At 36.2% G+C, this 2,604-nt stretch carries 2 protein-coding genes; both read right to left on the reverse strand.

What is annotated here, in order from left to right; all coding sequences use genetic code 11:
• Nucleotides 1-125: 125 nt before the first annotated feature.
• Nucleotides 126-1,214 (reverse strand): endolytic transglycosylase MltG, encoded by a 1,089-nt coding sequence (gene mltG, locus AFK68_RS02435; RefSeq protein WP_094671351.1) that lies wholly within the window; start codon nucleotides 1,212-1,214, stop codon nucleotides 126-128.
• A gap of 669 nt (nucleotides 1,215-1,883) precedes the next feature.
• Nucleotides 1,884-2,456: a DUF3727 domain-containing protein gene (locus tag AFK68_RS02440; protein ID WP_143437439.1), complete on the reverse strand. Its 573-nt coding sequence runs from the start codon at nucleotides 2,454-2,456 to the stop codon at nucleotides 1,884-1,886.
• Between the last annotated feature and the right edge of the window lie 148 nt (nucleotides 2,457-2,604).

Below are 2,604 nucleotides of genomic sequence, written 5' to 3' on the forward strand. Positions count from 1 at the left end.
AGGTATAAAGCCTTCTATTTCAAGAGAAAAAAGAAAAAAAATCCTTTTATTCAATCCTCTTATTTATTTATTTATAAGAAGAGGTAATTATCAATTATCCATTAATGAATTACTTCCTATTCCACTTATTGAGAGGATAACATTCTCTCTACCTCTGCAATAGCAGCCTCATGTTCCGCAGCAGTACGACTAAAAATATGAGTACCATCATAGCGAGCCATAAAATACAAATATTCTGTATCTTCTGGATTAAGAGTTGCTTCTAAACTTGCCTTACCTGGACTAGCAATAGCAGTTGGTGGTAAGCCAGTATTCAGATAAGTATTATAAGGAGAAGGAGTTTCAACCTGACGATAAGTAAGAGGTTTTTCTTTCGTTTGACGAATACCAAGGCCATATTCTACCGTTGGATCTGCTGCTAACCTCATACCCTTTTCCAAACGATTATTAAATACACCTGAAATTACACCACGTTCTTCTGCAACTACAGATTCCTTTTCTACAATACTTGCCAGAGTTACCCACTCATGGAGACTTAATTTTTCTGTATTATTAGGATTTTTCTGATATACTGGTAGAGCTATTCGCTCAAACTGTCCTAGCATTTGATTAATAATAGCTTCTGGAGTAGTATTCTCCGTCACTATTTTATAAGTATCTGGAAATAGATAACCCTCTAAATGAGGTATATTACTTGGCAACCATGGAAACTTAGTGTATGGAATATTTTTTGTAGCAGCAATAAAATCAGCAGCAGGAAAAAAACCTTCAGCTTCCAAATATTCAGCCATTTGTTTAATTGACCATCCTTCACGAATGACATAGCTGAGTTTAACAACATCTCCCTCTAAGATTTTATCTGCAATGGCGCTAAGTGGTTCGGTGGGAGATAAATTATAAGTTCCAGCTTTAAACTCCAGATCGGGATTTTGTAAACTTAACCATTTAACCCATAAATTCCAAGCTGTTGCGGAGCGAATTATACCAGCAGATTCTAAATCTTCGCCTATTTGTTGACCATAAGTGCCCACAGGAATTTTTATGGTAACAGCATCTACTTCTGGAGATTGAGTAGATGATGTGGCTGAAACTAGGGGGCCACTCGCCCAACTCCACCAAGTCCACCCTTGCCAAGCAAAAATACCACAGCTTACAGGCAAGATGGCCAAGTAAAACAGGGCACGATTGGAAATTAGTTTAATACTTTTTTTCATTTGATTCGTTAATACTAATACTTTGCAAAAAAATTGCTCTGATTTTTAAGTTTGTAGTAAAAATGATGACTTGAACTATTCTAGAGTATTGTTAAGTTCTAATCTTCAGCTAAATGACTAGAAAATAAGGTCTCAAACCTCTCTTTACCAGGGAATAAAAAAAAGAATGGTGGTGCATAGTAATGGTATTGGAAGTGTGAGAAGTATAGGAAGTATGGGGGGGTGTGAGAAGTTTGGAAAGTGTGGCAAAGTATGGGAAAAAAATATAGATTATCACCATTACTATACAGGATGACCAAAACAAGAAAATTAAGTATTTCAAGTCTCCCTATTACAGGAGGTACTTACTGATAACTGTTTTGCTACCCCACAACTCAATTAACACTACACAAGATGAAAAGCATTTGCGCAGAATTACCTAGGAAAGCTAATTTGCAACAGACAGCTCCAAGCTAGGAGGCTAAAAGTTAACTGATCGTTGAAGCGATAAGCGATCCAAATTTGCTAAAAGCTGCAAATGGTTTATTCCATATCATCGAAAAGTCGATCTTCTAGCATTGCTTGAACCATTGGTTGAATTTGCTTAAACTCTTCTTCTGAAAGTAATTCTAATTTTCCATTATCACTTNAGCGATAAGCGATCCAAATTTGCTAAAAGCTGCAAATGGTTTATTCCATATCATCGAAAAGTCGATCTTCTAGCATTGCTTGAACCATTGGTTGAATTTGCTTAAACTCTTCTTCTGAAAGTAATTCTAATTTTCCATTATCACTTTTACGAGCTGGAATCAAAAATGGATCTAACGGCGTATATATAGCGTATTTCTGGTCTTGATACAAAAAAGTTGCCAGTTCTTCGTAATATTCACTTGCTTCATCATTTTCATCCACTTCATCTAGTTCATCTTCGTCCCATTCTGGTAACTCCCCAGTCACAGTTAATGTTATAGCCGTTCTTTGCAAGATTAGGTTTTGTTCTTCGAGGACAACTTTGGCCGTATCAAAAATTTGGTCAATTTCTGATTCGTCGTCTACAGGGATACTTGCTTGTTCTAGATCTTCTGACCCCCAAGTAAATATTTCTACAGGTAGGTCTAATGGTAGTAACATTACATACTCTTTCTCGTTTAACTCTAGAGAATACTCTATGGTACAATGTAGCGATCGCTCTGCCTCATCAGTTAAGGTAATATAGGTTTCTTGAGATTGTCCATTCTCTTGTGATTCTGGGGATGAAAACATTTTGGGTATTAGGTGATTATTTGTTCATCTAAAAAAAAATTGGTAGTTTGGAACCCCTTTTGCTTGATTAAGGGTCTGAAAAATACCTGGTTATAGTTTGTGTGTATTTCAACACTCAAGACTTTTGCCGAATTATACTTTCCATATC

Origin of the sequence: Hydrocoleum sp. CS-953, assembly GCF_002260545.1 — a bacterium.
In the GTDB taxonomy this organism is placed as follows: domain Bacteria; phylum Cyanobacteriota; class Cyanobacteriia; order Cyanobacteriales; family Microcoleaceae; genus Trichodesmium.

Bases quoted from the DNA above. Each gene is read 5' to 3' on its own strand.
- mltG (WP_094671351.1), bottom strand. From the start codon at position 1,214: ATGAAAAAAAGTATTAAACTAATTTCCAATCGTGCCCTGTTTTACTTG.
- AFK68_RS02440 (WP_143437439.1), bottom strand. From the start codon at position 2,456: ATGTTTTCATCCCCAGAATCACAAGAGAATGGACAATCTCAAGAAACC.